The organism is Lacrimispora sp. (genome assembly GCF_031982545.1).
GTDB lineage: Bacteria > Bacillota > Clostridia > Lachnospirales > Lachnospiraceae > Lacrimispora.
The window spans coordinates 1-19,714 of sequence record NZ_DALYXB010000015.1 but is presented as its reverse complement, the minus strand read 5'-3'; the positions used below and the strand labels follow the sequence as shown (position 1 = coordinate 19,714).

Below are 19,714 nucleotides of genomic sequence, written 5' to 3'. Positions count from 1 at the left end.
TATTGACGCACAAAGAAAGAAAAGTTATAATAAACTAAATTTATGAAGGAGGCATAAATACTAATAGCAAAGCTAAGCGCCATGCACCTGAGGATACGATCGTGAGCGTTTTCGTAAGAAAACGGTATCCAGGGTTAACGAGGTGAAGGGTGATCGAATATTCGGCGGATGCCCTTCCATGCCAGCCGGGCGTGTATCCATTGTGAAATATGCAGGTAACTGCAAAACAACCACTCTGGAACCGGTAGATACAAGAGAAAACCTGGTAGACAAAATGCTGTCCGTTTTTAAAAACGATGGAAGACAGCTTGTTTTTGTGTGCGCTATTGACAGATTCGGATCATAAATTAATAGAACAATGAAAAAGGAGATTATATTATGTGTGGAATTATAGGATATACAGGACCTTTAGATTCAAAAAAAATATTGCTGGAAGGACTTTCCCAGCTGGAATACCGTGGATATGACAGTGCGGGAATTGCTCTTTGTATGGAAAATTCCAGGATTCAATTAGTACGTCATACTGGAAAAGTTTCTAATCTGAAAAAGGGCTGTGAGGACATAAGCCAGGTATCTCACTGTGGACTGGGACACACCAGATGGGCAACCCACGGCGGTGTCACTACGGAAAACACTCATCCTCACAGAGCAGGACGTGTAATACTGGTTCACAATGGAATTATTGAAAACTATCATCAGCTCACCACTGACTTTCATCTGGAAGGAAAGCTTCTCTCTGAAACAGACAGCGAAGTGGCAGCCTGGGTTCTTGAAAGTCTTTATGACGGAAATCCGGCAGAAGCCATTTCAAAGCTGGTTACCCATTTAAAAGGGTCTTACAGCTTCTGTATGATGTTTGATGATCATCCGGGGGAAATCTATGCAATCCGTAACGTAAGTCCTCTTGTGGCTGCATATACCCACTCAGGATCCTTTGTAGCATCGGATCTGACCGCGCTGATTCCTTATACGAGGCAATATTTTGTAGTGCCTGAGGATCACATTTTAAAACTCACCTCCTACAAAGTCCATCTATATAACCTGGACTTAAAGGAGCAGGAGCCGGAAATTCTGGAAGTTAACTGGAATATGGATGCTGCCATGAAAAACGGTTTTCCTCATTTCATGCTGAAAGAAATACACGAACAGCCAGACGCGTTAAAAAATACAATCCTTCCCCGTCTTGCTAAGGGGTTGCCTGATTTTACCGATGACCAGATCCCTGACTATGTATTTAAAGATTGCAACCAGGTTCAGATTGTGGCCTGCGGGACTGCCATGCATGCCGGTATGGCTGCAAGAGCCTTAATGGAACCCCTTCTTCGAATTCCGGTCACAGTATCCATCGCATCGGAATTCCGGTATGAAGATCCGCTGGTTGATGATAAAACCCTGGTTATTATTATCTCCCAGTCCGGCGAGACCATCGATACCCTGGCAGCTCTTCGTCTGGCTAAAAGCTACGGTTCCAGAACCCTTTCAGTCGTTAATGTAAAAGGCTCTACCATTGCTAGAGAAAGCGATTATGTACTCTATACCCACGCAGGCCCTGAAATTGCAGTAGCCAGCACAAAAGCTTATTCCGTTCAGCTGGCTGCCCTCTATATGGTTTGCTGCCGTATGGCCCTTGTAAGGGAAAAATACAGCGTGGCGGAGGCAGAGGAATTTATGAAGAAGCTCCTTGACTCTATTCCAGCCATGGAAGCCATGATAGAAAAAAAGGATATGGTGAAAGCACTGGTAACCCATTTAATCAATAAGCCGGATGCCTTTTTCATTGGGCGTGGACTTGATTACGCATTCTCACTTGAGGGCGCATTAAAATTAAAAGAAATTTCTTATATTCATGCGGAAGCCTACGCTGCCGGCGAATTAAAACACGGTACCATCGCTCTCATCACACAGGAGGTGCCCGTAATTGCCATTGCCACCCAGGAAAATGTCTTTTTAAAGACCATTTCCAATATCAGGGAAGTAAAAGCAAGAGGAGCCTTTGTAATTCTGCTTACAAAAGAAAGTTTGAATGTAGATCCTGGCATCGCAGATATCCAGATTAATATTCCGGATATCGGGGATCGATTCACGGTATTTCCCATTGCAGTGGTTTTACAGCTCATTGCTTATTATGCATCTGTGGGGAAAAATTTAGATGTGGATCAGCCCAGAAATCTGGCCAAATCCGTAACTGTAGAATAGAATTATTTTCTTGAAACATTAAAACAGGCGTATCGCTCCAGACTGGCGATATGCCTGTTTTCACTTATATCCTGCTAATCCCTGGTTGACGGATCAGATGAAAAGGTTTATAATGGAAATTGAATGAACGGTTCAATAAGAGGTGAAAAGAATGGAAAACAGAATGAAATTAATATTTGACACGGCCAGTCATCTATTTATCAACAAGGGATATTCACGGACACAGATGAAAGATATCGCAAAGGAAATTGGTTTATCAACCGGTATGCTCTATGTCTATTTCACAGGAAAGAGAGAACTTTTAAGTTTTCTTCTTAAAGCAACCATAGATCCATCATTTATCACTCAGGAGTTTGAATTGCCTATCCAATCCCAGCTATTCGATAATCTGGATCTGGAAATTATGGAAGCATTTGAGCAAAATACAAAATTATTTTCCGCACATTTAGATGATATTACAAATTATCCACTGGAGCAAATGCTGTCCAACGCATTTGATGTTATTTCAAAATACGGGATCGGCTGTTTACTCATTGAAAAAAATCCTGATGATTTAGGAAAACTCACCGCCTATTACAGGGAATACCGGCAAGAGTTTTACAATCAGGTTCTGTCATACATCACACAGTATATTCAAGACGGAACATGCCGTCAGATTGAGTATCCACAATACGTTGCACGCTTAATCATTGAAACCATGTCGTGGTGGGGAATGCATATTACCAATGATGCCTACGAAATCCAAAAAGATATTTCTGTTGAAACAGCTAAAAGCATTTGCATGGATAGCTTGCTTCACGCATATAAAAGATAATTTTTACGGGGCTGCTGCTCCGTAAAAAAATAGAGTTTTATTGAATGAATGGTTCAATTAGCTAAGTTCTGAAAAGGAGAATAATTTTATGAAACACATTTCAATATCATTCGCTTGTGCTGCTTTTTTTCTCTTTGGAATCATATCCGGCTGCGGAGGGCGAAAAACAACTTCACTGGTAAACACTCTTACCTTCGATGCTGACGATTTCAACAGCATTCGGCTTGATTATGATGCAGATGATATTTATGTTTTAGAAAGCAATCAAACCAAAGTGGTATTAAAAGAATATATGAACGAAAATAACGGGAGCTATTACGCCAAAACCTCCACAAAAAATGGTGAACTTCTGATTACAGAGGGAAAAAGGACAAGGAGTTCCAGCTTTGAATCCTATATAGAAATTTGCATTCCAAATAATAATAATAAAAACTTATCCCTGCATTCAACAAGCGGAACCATTCGTTCTGAAATTGTTCTGGTAGTACCAGGTGATTTTTCCGTTGATACGACTAGCGGCAGCGTAGAAATTTCCAATGTAAATGCTTCAGCTATAAAAGCTGCCAGTACAAACGGAAGTCTTAGTTTTAAAAATATTGATGCAGAGAAAATTGACGTACAGACTTCCAACGCCGCAACTTTAATGAATGAGATTAACGGAACAATCCTTTATCAATCAAAAGGAGGAAAACTGACTGCATCCCAGCTTAGCGGTTCCGGTTCATTTCACGCTTCAGGAGAGGGTTCCCTTGACATTTCTTATGTTGATGTAACAGGGGATATTTCTGCATATTCAAAAAATGGAACGCTTACGGTAATCCTTCCTGATTCACTTGCTTTTCAATTTTCAGCTGTAACCAGACAAGGATCTATTAATACCTCTTTTTCAGAACAGCTTGCATTCACGGATCACACTGCTTTGGGATATATTGGTGCTATTCCTGATAAAACCATTACATTGGAAACTCGAAATGGTGATATAAAAGTATCAAGGGGATCCTATGAAAAAAAATAATAGTCCTGTAATACGATGGGTGCTTGTAATTGCTTTGTTTTTCTCCCTCATGCTTGCTCTTGGTTTCCTTTCATTCCATTATATTACTCCTTTATCAAAGCCTGAAATACAGCAGAAATTGAAAACGGAGGTTACTTCTTTTGGCTTTGGGGGCTGGCTTCTTGTTCTCTGCATTCAGATAATTCAGATAGTGATTGCGTTTATACCTGGTGAACCCGTTGAAATTCTGGCAGGAGCCTTGTATGGATGGGCTGGTGGTCTTTTCCTTTGTCTTCTCGGATGTGTAATGGCCTCCTCCGGCATTTTTATACTCTCCAAAAGGTTTGGAGCTCCCTTTGCTGCGAACCTTATCAAAACAGGAAGACTTGATAAATTTACGTTTCTGAAAGACACTAAAAAATTGGAAACCATAGTATTGATTCTGTTTTTAATCCCCGGAACTCCGAAGGATCTGTTGACATATGTAGTTGGAACCAGTTCCATGAAGTTAATTCCATTCCTGGTTATCTCAACTCTTGCACGCCTTCCTTCTATCCTGTCCTCCACTATCCTCGGATCTGCAATGCGGCAGGGCCAATGGATCATGAGTGTTTCTGTTTTTGCTTTTACCGCCGTGTTGGGTATCATTGGAATTAAGTACCAGGATGGTATGATTGGTTTTTGTAAAAGAATAGGCCAAAGAATAAACGGTATGCAATAATGGGGAAGGCTGGAATCTTCTCCTTGGTATACAAAAATTCCAGCCTTCTCTTCTATCTTCTGTCTGAAAGCTCATTTAGAAATGATTCTCCATTTTGTGGTTTCATTGTATTAAAGTAATCACAGACAGATGCGCCTGCATCGGAAAGACTTTTTCTTCTTCCGATATTTCTGCCAGTCACGCCCTTTTTGTATACCAGAAGAGGGACACATTCTCTCGTATGTCTGCTGTGACCAATTAAAGGATCATTTCCATGGTCAGCCATTACGACAAGTATATCATCCGATGTCAGCTGGGATATTAATTCCCCAATTCCCCTGTCAGCAATCTCCAGAATCTCCTTATAGTTTTTTGTTGACTGAGAGTGACCTGCCAGATCTGTTTCCTGTACATTGGTACAGACAAATCCCTCAGTCATGGCTTTAGTTTCACGAATTGTCAGATCCATAACCTCTTTTGTTGGTACGCAGGAAATGCTTAACCCCTTGTCGTTTGCAACAATGTCCGCCACTTTCCCGATTAATGTACAGGAATATCCCTGGTTTGTCAGAATTGTGGGAGCCTGTACGTTCGGGTCTACTCCATAACCTAAGTGTCTGCATTGATATCCATGCTCATAGGATTTAGATTTTACTGAGGAAATGCCAATAAAGCGATCCTGCTTCACTTCTTCTGCCTGAAACAGATCCTCCATTGTATTTCCATTTCCGCCAAATACAATGACACGGCCAACTAAGGCAATTTCTCTCACCTTTCGGGCAATTTCGTATTCTTTCTCAAATGATATGAAATCCAGTGGAGCCGTTACATTGTAGCACATGCCAGGATCTGCTTCCAGATTATCTGCTACTGTTACATATTGATCCACCAGAAGATAACGCAAACCCTGATTTTCCATAATCTGAACGTCATGCCCGCTTGCCTTAAGATGGTTTTTTATTTCATCCACCTTCTCCTGGAACGGATGAATCTTGGGCTCTTTCGGAAGTGTCCCCATAATTTCCTGATGTCCCATAAAAGTATCCGCACCAAAATGCATCAGCTGGCAGCTGCCGTAATTTGCCTCCGGAGAAAATTTCATCCGTACACTTTCTTCCCCATACGCATTCATCAGGCCCAGTTTTTCAAGCGTTGGAAGCTTTAAATCCGGGTAATCCTTTAAAATGCTTTTTAAAGTATTGGCTCTTTCATCTCCCGGTCTGACTCTGGCAGCATCTTCCATTGCTCCGATGCCAAATCCATCTAAAACGATAATAATAAACCTTTTTTTCATTTTTTCATCCCCATGCTATTATAGATCCCGGCAATATACGGTTTTTTCTCTCTTAATCCTTCTACCAATACAACATCAGATCTGGTAACAAATATCTGAAATCGGAAAGCCATTACAACAGTATCGCCTACAGCACACTCTTTTTCCAACCCGATATAGTAATCGATATTTTCATCAGACGGAGGGATTACGCCTATTTCTTCCGAATTATCAAGTGATTCGCCAACCAATGCATTCCGCAAATGAGAACGCCTGTAATAACCGCCTCCATAACAATAAGCCTGACCCATAAAATTATGGGATACTTCACTTACGTATGTTACACATGGTAGTTCCGGCATCATCTTTACCGCATGCATTGGTGTTGTACCTGAAAGCCCATGACCTGGTTCTCCGCAGTTACCGCCCTGCTCCTTTATTTTTTCCAAAGCATGGATACAGGTTCCGGAAGGAGTATCAATGACACTGCAGTTTATTCCGTTTCTGTTAAGAATTTCAACAGCTTGTTTTACTGTACTCATATTCTCGGTGGCTCTTAGATCTCCGGCAGTTTCATCATATAAAAAACAGGGGAAAGAAGTTACACCTGCAACAGTGACACAGGGATACAAACGTTTTATCCGTGTAATAAGCGCTTCTAACTCATTCAGATGAAATCCGGCTGTCTGACCGGAATATATTATGTCTGAATCATTGTAAACGCGCAAAATCACATCCTGAATCACTCCCAGCTTCTCGGCGGCCTCATGGATCCGGCTGATTTTCTCCTCCGAATAAACCGTAATCATCTTTGGGCGGTAGGCCACAAACTCCTCAATCTGGGAATTGGGGATTTGCACCAGATGACCAATATTGGCTATGGGAATCCGATGATTCATCAGAATTCTGGCTTCCTTATAATCAACTGCCACCGCCCCTTCAAATCCAAGTTCCATCAGTTTTCCTGCAAGGTATGGATTCCTGCCCACCTGTTTCAGCATAAAAAACAAACGGATCCCTATTTTCTTTGCTTCCTTAAGCATCAGAGCAGCATTTTCCAGAAATGTATCCACGTCTATCACATAAGAATCCGGTTGGATTTGTCCGCTTTGATGCATTTGAAAGGAAACCTCTGCTAAATCCCTGTTTCGTTTTACTGTCTGCTCTAAAAACATCTATATCACTCTTTCCGCTGCTTCTTTTAATATACGTAAAATGGTATCAGCTCCTGAACGCATGGGATTGATACGAATCATGCGCTTCTTAAGTGCCGGATCTGTACTCTGAAACGTCCCGGATATCCTGTAAAACATGGGCACAATCTCATATTTCGATTCTGCCCCTACCGGATTAGGTGCTGCTCCTAATTTTTCTGCTTCTTTCAGAACATTCTCAGCAATCTCTTCTTTAAACTCCACCAGAAGAACCTTTGACTGTGCATTTGCAAGAAACGCCTGCTTTACGCAAGGTATCTCACCTGAATTCAGCCGTGTTACACATTCTTCATTTACCTCTGCCTGTATGGCAAGAGCCACCGGCGCATATGCAAAACCACGGAGTACTTCAAGTGCCTCATGTCCCTGCACCTGCATACCACCGGAATAATTTTCTCTCACCAGCTTTTCAATATAGACAGCCTTTCCTACAATTACGCCGACTCCCTCTGGTCCCAGAAGCTTAAAGGCTGAAAAGCAGGAAAGATCAGCGCCGCACTGAATTCCAATCCGGCTGACTTTCATAACGGCATAATTGTCATCAGTAAGGACTGGCAGACTACCGCTCTCTTTTATTGTTTTCACCACCTGCGCCATATCATAGGCATCCTCCGGTTTCTGTCTTGTATACTGTATCAGTGCACCTTTTAACCCCGGGTTCTCTTTTATTACCTGCTTTATCTCACTTAAGTCATTATAATCTGCCTCTACTGCTATAATGTTCATCATTTCCATGGATACAGCCGTAGTATTGTAAACAGGTGCTTTATGAACCAGTATTTTATCACCTGGTTTTAACATACTGTGAAGTCCCAGGCGAATGGCGCCAGTTCCTGCCCCTCTCACCAGAATACAGGCCTCTGCATCAAAAATATCTGCAATTACCTGTTCTGCTTTCTGAGTTATGACTGGTTTATTGATCCCGGGAGTGACTCCTAAATCTCCCTGTGTTAGTATTTCATGACCTTCAAATCTTTTTGTAATGCAGTCTATGATTTTAAATTGCAGTCTGGCTGCTTCCTGAACGGATAAGCTGTTAAGTGGACTGGTATTCATGTTAAGCCTCCTGTTTTAATATCCTGTTTGGATTATCAATCATCAACTGCTCTATCTGCTCCTCAGACAATCCGTATTCCAGAAGCATGGGAAGAAATGTTTCAATTAAATATGCATAGCCTGGTCCTCCCCACTTCTTCAAATGTGACTTTCTGGTAATATCCATGGATAACACCACCTGATCCAGATAACCCTCTTTGGCAATTCGTTTTAACATCTGGGCTCGGAATGTATCTGGACAGTAATTATTTTTTCCTACCGTATCAAATCCAATATTTACGCCTTCTTTCAATACCGAAATAATGGTATCCGGATTTTGTGACAGATCCAGATGCCCGATAATAATATTTTCCGGCTTTACTCCTTCGGCTTTTAAATATTCTGCCTGCTCCAGAGCCATGGTACCAAGGGTCGTATGGGTCGTAACAACTGCACCGGTTTGAACGGCTGCAAGAGCCATGGAATCAAAAACTTTTCGTTCCATTTCAGTAAAGGTATCCTTACTGGTGCCGAATTCCCCGATCACACTTGCCTTAATTCCTGTATTTACAATTCCTTCTGAGATTTCTTTTACTGCAAGCTCTGCCAGTTCCCTGACAGACATGGTATAAACAAATTCCGGAAGAAAGGGCTCCTTATAAAACCCGGTCGCTGAAAGAATCTTTATTCCGGTGTTCTCTTGCATCAGACGGCAGTAATTGGAATTTCTTCCCATACCGATATTGGTTACATCGAGGATTCTTCTTACCCCAAGCTGATACAGTCGGCACAGCTCTTTTTGTGACTCCTCAAAGCAGTCCAGACGGCAGTCCTCATCATTCTTGATTCCGGATAAATCTATGGTGATGTGTTCATGCATCAGTGTATATCCTTTTTTCATAAGCTCCTCCTTTCTTTACTGGTGAAAATACATATCAAAATTCATGAAATACCGTTGAACTAATTGGGAAGGCTGATTTTGGTATGCCCTTGCCAGTTGAAACATGTAAGCGATATCCTCCGGCCTGCTTTCGCAGATAAGAACTGTGCAGCGGCCAAGCCCTTTTGCAGGAACGGTCAGTGCTGATTTTCCGCTCATATTAACAACCCGCATCAGCCCTTTGCCAGACCGGCTCTGATGTTTCGCCGTTTCTTCATCAAAATGTCCATATATGCTGTCACCAGGAGCATTCACATCTACCGGACCTTCTGTGGATATAACAACGGTACTGGACTTCACTTCACTTTTTAAATATTCAATCAATGGTTCCCGACTTCCATAAATGTCTGGCAGGTTATGGCATTTTTCCGTCTCAATTATTGTGTAAGCATCTTTCTGGGGCTGAAGCTTGGTTATGTCGTATCCAAACAGAGGGTTTAACAGCTTCCCCATGGTATCAAGATCTCTGGTAATGGCGCCTATGGCAGGCTGAAACCCGATTCCATCTGTCGAAATCCTATGATAACGGATCATTTTCTCCTGCTCGATCATGGGAGATATAAAACCGTAAAGATTGAGAGCGGCGGCTGGGGCAAGCACACTGCCCCCGCCATCCGTTCCAATACCTGCATCATTGATTCCATAAAATACGTTTAGGGCCGTACCGCTGCTGGATCCGGTCATCCAGTTCCCTGTGATGGGATTTATAAGCTGTAAGTCAATTGCTCTTCCTCCTAAAGCCATCTGATCCGTTGTATGAATCAGGAATCCGCTCTCTTCCAGCCGTTCTTTTAGCTCTGCCGGTATGGCGTCTGTATTTTTAATTCCCGTATACCAGACCTCACCCTGGTTCTCCAAAAAAGAAGCCGCTCTGTCAATAATACCTGGTTTTACAGTAATAACGGTATGATAGGGATCTTTCAGAGCAAGAAATGTCTTCTTTGCATAATGTATAATCTGTTCCATAAAATGACCTTATTTCGCTACAGGAACTGCGATGAGTCCAATCAGTAAAAGCAGATTCATCATTATACCAAATACGATACACGCCACTGGGCCAACCGCGAGATCTACGATCGGTTTTTTTGCTTTCTTATTTAACAGAAATGCCCCGATTACAAACAATGCGCCGATTCCTGTGTATCCTGAGGCGGCCACAGACATTTTTTCAGCTGCCACGATTCCTCCTGCCAGTAGTGAAACCTCAAGCACCTTATTCATGGAAGTTCTCACGTATTCACCCATGTCTTTCACACCAGGGAAACGATCCATGCCCTTTGCAAATATATTGATGAGATAAATTTCAGCAACCATAACTGCAAAACCAAGGATAAAGGCAACAATGGGATTGCCATGGAAAAATAATCCAATCACAAAAACAAATGTGCATCCTGCCACGCCATATACTCCAGTAACAATGGCAGTGGTAAATACAAGCGGAATAAAACCGATTGCTCTTGCCAGAGCAGTCAGACCGGCGTTACTGTACTCTTGTTTTGCTAACAGAGCCAAGGAGGCCGGATCACCTGCTACGATGGAAAGACTGGTTCCAGCCGCAAGAAGTCCGCCCATAATTGCAAGTAGCAGCCATTTCTTACGAATCCGAAGAATATTGCCTTCAAAGCCCTGGGTAAGTACCTCGTTGGTATTTTCAGTTCCTTTGCGCTGTGCAGCAAAAACAATCATTAATATCATTCCTGCTAACATTGCCATGCCTTCTGCATTTAAAGTAACCTTACCAGCTCCCAGTGTAAAAACTCCGAATTTTTTAATCAGATAATAAACCAGAATCGTTACCCCTCCAGCTGTCATACCTTTCTTAAAGCCATGCTGATAAGCAATGCCAATTGCAGGGAATATGGCAAATGCCACTGTTATGTAGCCGGATACACTTCCTAAATCACTTGTAAAATTGTAAGGAAGATAACCAAAGAATTTTACTATAAATTCCAGTCCTGCCAGAATGGCAACACCATAAACCGCTCCGATTGCTGCCGAAAGAATCATACCGTTTCTGCTGTTATTGCAGAAGGAACCAATCATATCTGTGGTCAGCAGTAAACAGTGGATGAGAATAATACTTGCTGCTATGGAAGTGGGAATACCAAATCCAATTACCAGTCCGAAACTGATGGCAAAACTCATGGCTGCTAATTCTTTCCGGCTGATTTCTCCATTAAAATACTGACCTGCAATCGGTCGGAAACCATCATTAAATACTGCAATTCCCTGATTAGAAAGAACAGAAGCCAATGCTCCGATTAATATAATTACAATATATTTCATATCATTATACCCCCTCTTTTTCGCAGATTGCTTTTAACAGAACAGGAAGAACCTCATCTTTATGCTGGGCTGTAAAACCAAACGCTTTTTTACCTTTCTCTACCTCTTCCCGTATAAATGCTTCGCTTTTAATCTGGCCAGGCATGGAAATAGTAGAACAGGATTTAGAGCCTAACAGCGCCAGTGCCATTGCAAGGGCTCCGCCCCCTCCTGTATTACAAGCCCCTACATAATAATCATATTTCCCTTCTTTGATTCCCATGGCACCATCAAGGTCACCCTTAATTTCGATCTCAGCTTTTCCATTCATCAGCTGACTCACGATTTTAGCGATTTCTTCCTTGTCAATCTGGCCCCCAACCACAATTTTCATTTTGCTACCTCCTTTTTTCTCCTTTATATAAATGCAATTTCGCATTCACACCTTATTATGTAAGCAGATTACAAAGATGAACGGCTAAAAAATCCTTCTCTGATTGTGGAAACTGAATTTCGGTTTCCTGCAATAGTTCATCTCTAAGTTCCTGTGCCTGTTGGAAAACGGGCTCATCCATTACACTTTTTAAAACCTGACTGTCCAACGGAATCTCATCCTCACCACTTAAAATTCTCTGTACTGCCATAGCAAGATGGGTAATGAACATCACCGCTTTCGTTTCTTCCAAACCCGGTAATTCAGCCAGGATACGCACCACGGCTATTTTTGTGAAATTAGCTGCCTCTTTACAAATTACATGATTCTCTTCCAGAATGTTCAGACGTTCCATTAAAAGTTCATTTAGATTCATGATTTCCCCCAAATCTAATATACATTATTTTGTATATTGATAGATTAAAAACCCAATTAAAAAAAGGGTTCTCTTTTCTTTTCTCTAACATCGCGTATAATAGCGGTAACCTGTGCTGCATGAATATATTTTAGTAACATTGCTTTTAAGTACTCCTCTTCTTTTCCAATCACAAGAACCGCCGTTGAAAACAGATTATTGTAATCCGAGTCCCCGAGAAATGCCACTTTAACGGAATCATGCTTATTTTCCAGAATGTCATCATAATTCCACACACCCGCATCTATGATTCCCTCTTTTAATGCAGTTAAAGTCTGCTGTGTTCTGATGGGAACCAGCGTCACATTCCTGCCATGAATGATATTTCTTGTAATGCAGCTTTGATCCAGGGAATTGCTGTCATAAGCCACTCTCATTCCATCCTGTATCCTATCATATCCGGAATCAGCCAAAAGCAATACATGCCTGGAAAGGAAACTTCCAGGTCCAAAATTTATTGCTATTTCAATCTGTTTTCCATCTTTTATGGATTGTTCAGCAGCAAACTGGGAACATAGTGCAAAATGGTACGTTCCTGATTCCACCAGTTCTATACGTCCCACCGCTCCTCTTGCATAAGCCATGTTAAAGTTTAAAGAAGAAAATTGTTCATACATGGCAGTAGCCAATCCTTCATACGTTACGGAATACGGAAGAGGCATGATACCCATAACCCCTCTGGGCATACAATTCTCCTGCAGCTTCTTATGATCCAGTGATGTAATATAAGTTCCCTGATGGCCATGATTTTCTAAAACAACCGCATTGCTATCTTTTAAAAAGGCAAACGCATTCTGTATCGTTCCACGGGAAACTCCGAATTTTTCCTGATACTCTGATATGGGAAGAAGTCTGTCTCCCACATTTCTGGACATTAAATCAAGAGCCAGCAGGCTTTTTGTCACTCCGGTTTTCTGATATAAACTCCCATACCCCAGGTTTTTTTCTTTCATTCAATCACTCTCTCATCAATTTACATTATTTTGTATATTCAAACATTATCACATCCTTCGAATAATGTCAACGGACATTTCCTCTGATCAAAGAAATGTCCGCTTGCAAAATCTATTTACTTCTGTACGTTTTTTCCCTTACCGATTACTTCAATATACTTCAGAATCATATCTACAGCTCCATCCACTCCAATGGGACTGCGATTAATACATAAATCGTAGCTTCTCACATCTCCCCACTTTTTATTGGAATAGTAGTTATAATAACTGGAACGCTTTTTGTCTGTCTTAACCATAACTTCCTTTGCCTTTGCATCATCAATCTGATACAGCTCTTTTAAGGACTGTATCTTATCTTTGTCATCTGCTGTAATGAATACAGAAACAAGATTTGGATCATCTGCCAACGCATAGTCTGCACATCTTCCAACAATCACACAGGATTCTTCCTCTGCCAGCTTCTTAATTGTATCAAACTGAGCCAGAAAAATCTTGTGATTAATGGGCATATCCATATAACCAGAACTTGTTAATCCAACATTGTATGTATCCATAACCAGAGAATATAAAAAACTATTGGTGGGCTTTTCGTCATGGCTTTGAAATAATTCCTCGCATAATCCACTGTTCTTGGCAGCCAGCGCCAGTAACTCTTTATCATAGCACTTAATACCAAGGGCTGCAGCCACTTTCTCACCAATAACCTTACCAGAACTTCCGCACTGCCTTCCAATCGCAATCACTAAGTTTTCACTCATATCGATCACTCCTTCCAGTTATCTTATAATATTATTATACAACTAAATTTCTGAAAAATCCATATTTTATCCATATTTAACAGTTATTATCGAAATATAAAACCACCTGGATCATATGACCTAGGTGGCACGTAATTTTCGTAATAAATCTTCAAAATAATCTGGTAATGGTGCATGAAACTCCATATATTCCCCTGTGGTTGGGTGAACAATCCCCAATACTCCTGCATGCAGAGTCTGACCTGTTAATTTGTAGGGACTTTTTGAGGGACCGTAAACCACATCTCCTAAAAGCGGATGACCGATACTGGCCATGTGTACGCGGATCTGATGGGTACGTCCCGTTTCCAGCTGGCATTCCACATAGGTAAACTGTTTAAAGCGTTCCAGAACACGAAAATGAGTGGTTGCTTCTCTTCCGTTTTTTTCATTCACGCTCATCTTTTTCCGGTCAACGGGATGGCGCCCGATGGGGGCAGAAACAGTGCCTTCCTCTTCCTTTATCACACCATGGACAATTGCATAATACTTTCTTGTAATGGAGTGGTCTTTCAGCTGCTGTGCAATGGAATTATGAGAGTTGTCATTTTTGCACACAATTAAAACGCCTGTGGTATCCATATCAATGCGGTGAACGATACCCGGGCGCATGACTCCATTAATTCCTGACAAATCATCACGGCAATGAGCCATCAGAGCATTTACCAGCGTACCGCTAAAATGTCCGGCAGCCGGATGAACCACCATGCCTTTGGGCTTATTAATAAGAATAACATCTTTATCTTCATAAAGAACGTCCAGATCCATTTCCTCCGGTTCAATCTCCAGTTCAACCGCATCCGGAATAGTTAACTGAATTTTATCCCCGGCACTTACTTTATAATTGCTTTTTACTGGTTTACCATCTACCAGAACTTTTTCATCCTTTAAAAGCTTTTGTAAATAAGACCGGGATATTTCCTGGTTTCGATCGCTTAAATACCGGTCAATGCGGATTGCTGATTCGCCCGCTTCTACAAAATATTCCTGATTCAAGCCTGTTCCTCCTTTTTACGAAAAGACAGGCATTGTAAGTCTTCTTCTTTATAATAAAATAAAAATAAAAGCAGAAAAATGAACATGGAAACTGTAACATAACAGTCAGCCACATTAAAAATAGGAAAATCAATTAATTTAAAATACAAAAAGTCTACCACATAGCCTCTGGTGAACCGGTCTATCATATTTCCCACTGCACCTGCTGATAAAAACATGGCAACCAGGTGTAACGGAATGTATTTTCTGGTAGCAGGCATCCGGCTGATGCTATAAACGGCACAGCCCAGCACTAATACTGCAATCAAAAGAAAAAAGAACTGTTTTCCCTGCAGCATGCCAAACGCAGCTCCACGGTTTTCAGAATAGTATAATTCAAACACACCGTTCCAAACAGAATAGGGGTTCTGGCCCATTAAATGTCTCACTGCAAGTAATTTCGTCCATTGATCCAATCCTATGGCGCAAAAAAAGCCAATGAACATTCCAATGATTAAATTTGTTTTTTGTTTCATGAGTTCTCCTTAGATTAAAATTTGGGACAGCCCTTCTGCCATTTCCTCATCAGTAACGGTCTTATCAACAAAGGCTTTGCCAATCTGCTCCAATAAAATAAAGCGTATTGCTCCCGAATCCATTTTTTTATCACTCTTTGTAGTCTTTACTATTTCAACCGGGGATAAACCAGATACAGTAACCGGCATATGATACAGCTTCATCACATCTAACAGTACTGGAATCTGATCCTCATGGAGAAATCCCCGTTTGACGGAGACAGCCATGGCGGCTATACATCCCAGACCGACGCAATGGCCATGCAAAAGGCTGAAATCAGAGAGTTTCTCAATTGCATGTCCCAATGTATGTCCCAGATTCAAAAGTGCCCGATCTCCCTGCTCGGTAGGATCTTTTTCAACCACATCCCGCTTGATCCGATTGCTGACAGTCACCATCTCACTTAAAATATCAAGATTGCGGTTTTGTATTTCACTGCCATGATCTGTCAGCCACTGGTAATAGGAAGCATCCTTGATCAGACCATGTTTAATAACCTCGCCCATTCCGGAAGAAAACTGCTCCTCTGATAATGATTTTAAGGAAGCTACGTTAGTATAAACCAGTTTTGGCATGTGAAATGCACCAACCATATTTTTATAAGCATCGAAATCAACTCCGGTTTTCCCGCCAATGCTAGAATCAACCTGAGAAAGCAGGGTGGTAGGTACCTGTATAAAGGAAATTCCTCTGAGATAAGTGGCGGCTGCAAAACCACAAAGATCGCCCACAACTCCGCCGCCTAATGCCAGCAGATAATCATGTCTGTCAAACTGTTTCATGATAAGCGTTTCGTATAAATCCCTTACTGTATTGAGATTTTTATGTTCTTCTCCTGCAGGAAAAATAAAATGTTCTGTTTTGTGAAAGCAACTGGAAATAATGTGTTCAACTTCATTCAGATAAAGAGGAGCAACGTTGGTATCTGTAACAATACAAACTTTACGCTCCCCTAAGTTCATTTTACCAAGTTCTTCTTTCAACCCATCAAACGAAGTTTCCATCACGATATCGTAAATAAAGGTACCATCCATATGTACCGGCATTCTGCTTCCCATGCTGCTTTTCCTCCATTGCATCTTTTCATTATCCGCTATTATGAAACACCCTTCGGGCACCCCTTTATGTCCAAAGACCGTGGACGATAATAAGAAACACCCTCCGGGCACCCCTTTATGTCCAAAGACCGCGGACGATAATAAGGAAGAAAGCAAACAATTTTCCACTGTCAGCAAAAAGATAATGCTGATATGGAAAAATGCCTGCTTGTCCCATTAAGAGAAACCAATATTTCTTTGAAAAAATCTGTTAAAGGCGTAAATTCATACCACCCATATCCAGACTTCCGCTGTTTAATAAATCCTGAAAATCACCGGAAAGCTCTACTGATTCCGGAGTTGCTATAAAAATATAATTGGATATTTTCTGTAAATTACCATTCATGGAATAAGTAGCACCGGATGTAAAATCTATGATTCTCTGAGCTACCTCAGTATGAATACCTTCCATATTCAGTACAACCGCCTTACCGGCAAGCATGTGGTCACAAATTTCTTTGGCATCCTCAATTGAGGTAGGCTTAACCATGGAAACTTCCATTGTACGAGACTGCTTCATGGGAACTACCTTAGGAGAGCGTGATAAGAAACGTGGCTTTTGTTCATACTCCTCTTCCTCGTAGTACTCATCTTCTGTCTTTTTGGAAAAGAGGGGTTTCTTCGCATGTTTATCGCTATCATCTTCATAGTCGTCATCTAAATAGTAATCATCTTCATCATCTGTATCATTCAAGCGCATGCTATCCATCAATTTGCCTAAAATGCTCATACTTCATTCTCTCCAATCTTATATCTTGTACCAAAAATCCCGGTACCGACTCTTACCAGAGTAGCTCCTTCCTCTATGGCAATTTCATAGTCTCCGGTCATACCCATTGAGAGCATATTCATATTAACATTATCAATGTTTTTCCTTTGCATGTCAACATAAAATTCATTTAATTCTTTAAAAACAGGACGATTTTGCTCAGAATTTTCTACAAAAGGTGCAATAGTCATGAGTCCTTTTATACTTATATGGGGAAAAACAGAAATATCACGGATTGCCTGTTCTGTCTCTTCCAGACGAAAGCCAAACTTGGATTCTTCGTCTGCAACGTTTACTTCTAAAAGGATGTCCACGCAGATCCCTTTCTTTGCCGCTTCTTCCTCGATCTGTTCTGCCAGTCTGACTGAATCAACACTGTGTATCAGCACAGCTTTATCAATTACCTGTCTCACCTTATTGCGCTGCAAGTGACCAATCATATGCCAGCGTATATCATCGGGAAGCAGTTCATATTTATCACAGATTTCCTGAACTTTATTCTCTCCAAAATCCCGGATTCCCGATTGGTAAGCCTCACGAATCATATCAGCAGGTTTTGTCTTGCTGACCGCGATTAAAGTAACCTCACTGCGATCCCGCCCACATCTTTTACAGGCTTCTTCTATCCTGTTTTCCACGATTAAAAGATTTTCTTTCACCAAGTTTATCACCTCTTATTGATAAATTAATTCTCCCTCATTAACAGTCTGTGCATTGAGGACAATATGGTCATATACCGCAAGCCCATAGGTCATGTTCTTCTTCACGGTATAATATTCATCATTGGAAACCAAAACATCAATCTGCTTAAAGACGGCATAACCCTTGTTGATGTTATAAACTCCCTGAAGGGAATTGCTGGCTCCAATCTGATATCGCTCTGTAGAATTGGGCTTTACAATGTAATCCCCAACTTTAAATCCGTCAGCCTCATCCATCTCTATGTAATAATTATTCCCCTCAGAATAATAAATTTCCGTGGGAACAAATACCACGGAGGTCCCTGAGTCCGAATAGACTTCCTTGTTAAAACCAGTATCAGAGCTGTCACCGCCCTGAGTCACATAGTCCATGGGAACAAGGTAAAAGTCCTTCTTTGTTACAGCTGTCACAGGAATTTTAAGTCCGTCAACCCGATCGGAAACTATTTCAAAATTTACATAACGGTCTGAAACAAATTGCACCATATATTTGTCTAAATCAATCTTGCCAAAGCTTTTTCCATCGGTCCCCGTAATCACAGAAAAGCTTCCGGTTGCCTTTAAATCACGACCAGAAAATCCCACAGTCAGATTCTTTTTATCCCCATATGCTTTTATATCATCCTCTGACATGGGAAATACCACTGACCATTGATCAGAGGTGATGGTTTTATAGACTGGCGCTCCTTTTTCAATCAGCTTTCCTGATTGAGTCTTGTTTTTAGCATAGCTGCTGCGGTCAAATGAGGTCTCGGAAATACCCGATGGCTGCAAACCTTCAAACGAATCCACACCATAAGACACAATTCCTGCCTGATCTGCTTTCACCTGTTCAAAACTGATCCCGGCCTCATCCATCATACTGCCCAGATTATCCAGTGCGTTAAGATTCATATATTCCATTACTTCAGATTCCAGAGCATATTTTGTATCATATACTGAGCGAAACTGATTATTGTCATAAGTAAGGCTGAATGCGGTCAGCTGTTTTTTCAATTCAGTCAGATTTTCTGAAGTCAATGTTACATTGTCCTGTGAATGGTCTGCAAGAAACGTAGTAATGCTTCCGGTTTCATCGATGGAGTAAACCCTTGTCCCGGTCGCTGCCCGCTTTCCTTCCCGCACATAATAATTCACATAGCCGGAACGGTCTGCATTCTTTACTTCTTCCTGTCTAAGTATAATCCCTGTATAGTCCTTGCTGTTAACGATACTGCCTTCCTGTACTTCATAGAACTGTACCTTATCTCTTCTTGCGTAAGTGATTACACTAAAGACCATATAGATGAAAATCAGGGCAAAAATAATCATACCAACATTGATATTCAGAGGCCGCCGATAGCGGATGATCTTTTTGCTTTTTTTAGGATGTACAGCCTTCTTTGATGGCTGTGTTGCCTTTCGTTTAGCCAACCTGACGCCTCCTTTCCCTTTTAGCTATTATAAAAGGAAAATTTAAAAAATTCAAGCATAATATGGAAGGTGTGGTACAGCCTTCCATTTATTTTATGCAATCGAGTAGGAGGTAGATGATTATTTCATCTACCGTCCTCTCACAACACCGTAC

General features: G+C 41.2%; 21 protein-coding genes. 5 read left to right on the top strand and 16 right to left on the bottom strand.

Annotation, left to right across the window (positions count from 1 at the left end; all coding sequences use genetic code 11):
- Positions 1-142 precede the first annotated feature (142 nt).
- The 5 genes from ABS301_RS21430 to ABS301_RS21410 all read left to right on the top strand — a co-directional run bounded on the left by ABS301_RS21430 (position 143) and on the right by ABS301_RS21410 (position 4,725).
- Positions 143-346, top strand: coding sequence for a hypothetical protein (locus tag ABS301_RS21430; protein ID WP_349674144.1), 204 nt, complete (start codon positions 143-145; stop codon positions 344-346).
- 32 nt (positions 347-378) lie between these two features.
- Positions 379-2,196 (top strand): glutamine--fructose-6-phosphate transaminase (isomerizing), encoded by a 1,818-nt coding sequence (gene glmS, locus ABS301_RS21425; RefSeq protein ID WP_349674143.1) that lies wholly within the window; start codon positions 379-381, stop codon positions 2,194-2,196.
- 151 nt (positions 2,197-2,347) lie between these two features.
- A complete protein-coding gene (locus ABS301_RS21420) occupies positions 2,348-3,010 on the top strand; it encodes a TetR/AcrR family transcriptional regulator (protein ID WP_349674142.1) in 663 nt (220 codons plus the stop codon).
- Between the two features lie 88 nt (positions 3,011-3,098).
- Positions 3,099-4,025 carry a DUF4097 family beta strand repeat-containing protein gene (locus ABS301_RS21415; protein WP_349674141.1) on the top strand — a complete coding sequence of 309 codons (927 nt, stop codon included), beginning with the start codon at positions 3,099-3,101 and terminating at the stop codon, positions 4,023-4,025.
- Entirely contained in the window at positions 4,012-4,725 is a 714-nt protein-coding gene (locus ABS301_RS21410; RefSeq protein ID WP_349674140.1) for a TVP38/TMEM64 family protein, read from the top strand. The genes ABS301_RS21415 and ABS301_RS21410 overlap by 14 nt, the downstream gene beginning before the upstream one ends.
- Before the next feature lie 52 nt (positions 4,726-4,777).
- On the opposite strand, the gene ABS301_RS21405 is transcribed toward ABS301_RS21410, so the two are convergent.
- From ABS301_RS21405 to ABS301_RS21330, 16 genes are all read right to left on the bottom strand, one after another.
- On the bottom strand, positions 4,778-5,998 hold the full coding sequence (locus ABS301_RS21405) for a phosphopentomutase (protein WP_349674139.1): 1,221 nt from the start codon (positions 5,996-5,998) through the stop codon (positions 4,778-4,780).
- The gene (locus ABS301_RS21400; RefSeq protein ID WP_349674138.1) at positions 5,995-7,152 is read right to left on the bottom strand and encodes an alanine racemase; all 1,158 of its coding nucleotides are present in this window, start codon (positions 7,150-7,152) and stop codon (positions 5,995-5,997) included. The genes ABS301_RS21405 and ABS301_RS21400 overlap by 4 nt, the downstream gene beginning before the upstream one ends.
- Positions 7,153-8,247: an aminotransferase class V-fold PLP-dependent enzyme gene (locus ABS301_RS21395; protein ID WP_349674137.1), complete on the bottom strand. Its 1,095-nt coding sequence runs from the start codon at positions 8,245-8,247 to the stop codon at positions 7,153-7,155.
- A gap of 1 nt (position 8,248) precedes the next feature.
- A complete protein-coding gene (locus ABS301_RS21390) occupies positions 8,249-9,127 on the bottom strand; it encodes a phosphotriesterase family protein (protein WP_349674136.1) in 879 nt (292 codons plus the stop codon).
- A 15-nt stretch (positions 9,128-9,142) separates the two neighbouring features.
- Entirely contained in the window at positions 9,143-10,132 is a 990-nt protein-coding gene (locus tag ABS301_RS21385; protein ID WP_349674135.1) for an amidase family protein, read from the bottom strand.
- A 9-nt stretch (positions 10,133-10,141) separates the two neighbouring features.
- Entirely contained in the window at positions 10,142-11,452 is a 1,311-nt protein-coding gene (locus ABS301_RS21380; protein WP_349674134.1) for a YhfT family protein, read from the bottom strand.
- Positions 11,453-11,456: 4 nt separating this feature from the next.
- Positions 11,457-11,825: a DUF2620 domain-containing protein gene (locus ABS301_RS21375; RefSeq protein WP_349674133.1), complete on the bottom strand. Its 369-nt coding sequence runs from the start codon at positions 11,823-11,825 to the stop codon at positions 11,457-11,459.
- Between the two features lie 55 nt (positions 11,826-11,880).
- Complete coding sequence (locus ABS301_RS21370) at positions 11,881-12,240, bottom strand: PRD domain-containing protein (RefSeq protein ID WP_349674132.1); 360 nt, start codon at positions 12,238-12,240, stop codon at positions 11,881-11,883.
- A 56-nt stretch (positions 12,241-12,296) separates the two neighbouring features.
- Positions 12,297-13,232 carry a GntR family transcriptional regulator YhfZ gene (gene yhfZ, locus ABS301_RS21365; protein ID WP_349674131.1) on the bottom strand — a complete coding sequence of 312 codons (936 nt, stop codon included), beginning with the start codon at positions 13,230-13,232 and terminating at the stop codon, positions 12,297-12,299.
- A 116-nt stretch (positions 13,233-13,348) separates the two neighbouring features.
- Positions 13,349-13,990 (bottom strand): cytidylate kinase-like family protein, encoded by a 642-nt coding sequence (locus tag ABS301_RS21360; protein WP_349674130.1) that lies wholly within the window; start codon positions 13,988-13,990, stop codon positions 13,349-13,351.
- A gap of 120 nt (positions 13,991-14,110) precedes the next feature.
- Entirely contained in the window at positions 14,111-15,025 is a 915-nt protein-coding gene (locus ABS301_RS21355) for an RluA family pseudouridine synthase (protein WP_349674129.1), read from the bottom strand.
- Positions 15,022-15,540, bottom strand: a complete 519-nt coding sequence (gene lspA, locus ABS301_RS21350; RefSeq protein ID WP_349674128.1) for a signal peptidase II — start codon at positions 15,538-15,540, stop codon at positions 15,022-15,024. Before lspA ends, ABS301_RS21355 begins: the two co-directional genes overlap by 4 nt.
- A 9-nt stretch (positions 15,541-15,549) precedes the next feature.
- The gene (gene aroB, locus ABS301_RS21345; protein WP_349674127.1) at positions 15,550-16,638 is read right to left on the bottom strand and encodes a 3-dehydroquinate synthase; all 1,089 of its coding nucleotides are present in this window, start codon (positions 16,636-16,638) and stop codon (positions 15,550-15,552) included.
- A 250-nt stretch (positions 16,639-16,888) separates the two neighbouring features.
- A complete protein-coding gene (locus ABS301_RS21340; protein ID WP_170820423.1) occupies positions 16,889-17,407 on the bottom strand; it encodes a cell division protein SepF in 519 nt (172 codons plus the stop codon).
- Positions 17,404-18,108 carry a YggS family pyridoxal phosphate-dependent enzyme gene (locus tag ABS301_RS21335; protein ID WP_349674126.1) on the bottom strand — a complete coding sequence of 235 codons (705 nt, stop codon included), beginning with the start codon at positions 18,106-18,108 and terminating at the stop codon, positions 17,404-17,406. The genes ABS301_RS21340 and ABS301_RS21335 overlap by 4 nt, the downstream gene beginning before the upstream one ends.
- A 12-nt stretch (positions 18,109-18,120) precedes the next feature.
- Complete coding sequence (locus tag ABS301_RS21330) at positions 18,121-19,458, bottom strand: biotin/lipoyl attachment domain-containing protein (RefSeq protein WP_502877996.1); 1,338 nt, start codon at positions 19,456-19,458, stop codon at positions 18,121-18,123.
- Between the last annotated feature and the right edge of the window lie 256 nt (positions 19,459-19,714).

Coding starts and splice junctions, on each gene's coding strand:
- ABS301_RS21360 (WP_349674130.1), bottom strand. CDS start 13,990: ATGAGTGAAAACTTAGTGATTGCGATTGGAAGGCAGTGCGGAAGTTCT.
- ABS301_RS21420 (WP_349674142.1), top strand. CDS start 2,348: ATGGAAAACAGAATGAAATTAATATTTGACACGGCCAGTCATCTATTT.
- ABS301_RS21390 (WP_349674136.1), bottom strand. CDS start 9,127: ATGAAAAAAGGATATACACTGATGCATGAACACATCACCATAGATTTA.
- yhfZ (WP_349674131.1), bottom strand. CDS start 13,232: ATGAAAGAAAAAAACCTGGGGTATGGGAGTTTATATCAGAAAACCGGA.
- ABS301_RS21330 (WP_502877996.1), bottom strand. CDS start 19,458: ATGATTATTTTTGCCCTGATTTTCATCTATATGGTCTTTAGTGTAATC.
- ABS301_RS21415 (WP_349674141.1), top strand. CDS start 3,099: ATGAAACACATTTCAATATCATTCGCTTGTGCTGCTTTTTTTCTCTTT.
- ABS301_RS21370 (WP_349674132.1), bottom strand. CDS start 12,240: ATGAATCTAAATGAACTTTTAATGGAACGTCTGAACATTCTGGAAGAG.
- lspA (WP_349674128.1), bottom strand. CDS start 15,540: ATGAAACAAAAAACAAATTTAATCATTGGAATGTTCATTGGCTTTTTT.
- ABS301_RS21410 (WP_349674140.1), top strand. CDS start 4,012: ATGAAAAAAAATAATAGTCCTGTAATACGATGGGTGCTTGTAATTGCT.
- glmS (WP_349674143.1), top strand. CDS start 379: ATGTGTGGAATTATAGGATATACAGGACCTTTAGATTCAAAAAAAATA.
- ABS301_RS21400 (WP_349674138.1), bottom strand. CDS start 7,152: ATGTTTTTAGAGCAGACAGTAAAACGAAACAGGGATTTAGCAGAGGTT.
- ABS301_RS21375 (WP_349674133.1), bottom strand. CDS start 11,825: ATGAAAATTGTGGTTGGGGGCCAGATTGACAAGGAAGAAATCGCTAAA.
- aroB (WP_349674127.1), bottom strand. CDS start 16,638: ATGGGAAGCAGAATGCCGGTACATATGGATGGTACCTTTATTTACGAT.
- ABS301_RS21405 (WP_349674139.1), bottom strand. CDS start 5,998: ATGAAAAAAAGGTTTATTATTATCGTTTTAGATGGATTTGGCATCGGA.
- ABS301_RS21395 (WP_349674137.1), bottom strand. CDS start 8,247: ATGAATACCAGTCCACTTAACAGCTTATCCGTTCAGGAAGCAGCCAGA.
- ABS301_RS21340 (WP_170820423.1), bottom strand. CDS start 17,407: ATGAGCATTTTAGGCAAATTGATGGATAGCATGCGCTTGAATGATACA.
- ABS301_RS21380 (WP_349674134.1), bottom strand. CDS start 11,452: ATGAAATATATTGTAATTATATTAATCGGAGCATTGGCTTCTGTTCTT.
- ABS301_RS21385 (WP_349674135.1), bottom strand. CDS start 10,132: ATGGAACAGATTATACATTATGCAAAGAAGACATTTCTTGCTCTGAAA.